Source organism: Desulfocastanea catecholica (assembly GCF_054657295.1).
In genome coordinates, this window is sequence record NZ_BAAHYZ010000184.1 from 1 (window position 1) to 259 (window position 259).

The window sequence follows — 259 nt, forward strand, 5'->3', positions numbered from 1 at the left end:
AGGGTCATCCGGTGCGACATCGACATTGGGCTCCTCTTTGGGATCGGTCTCCAAGAGGTTTTGATGAAAGATCATTCCTTCAGCAGGCTCTTCCAGGGTAATGTACACTTGCACTTTTGGCAATTTATCCTGCAAAGTTTTGACCTGATTGACCATTTCCGGGCCGATAAAAAGCACCTTTGCTTCGGAATAATTGACCAGATATTCAAGTTCATCTGCTTGCAGGCGCGGGTTGAACGGTGAGGCAATGAAGCCACCT

The 259-nt window shown here is 47.9% G+C and carries 1 protein-coding gene; it reads right to left on the bottom strand.

All coding sequences use genetic code 11. The features are described from left to right. The coding region (locus ACYQ8U_RS23445) for an AMP-binding protein (protein WP_459947957.1) at positions 1-259 on the bottom strand (259 nt) is incomplete at both ends.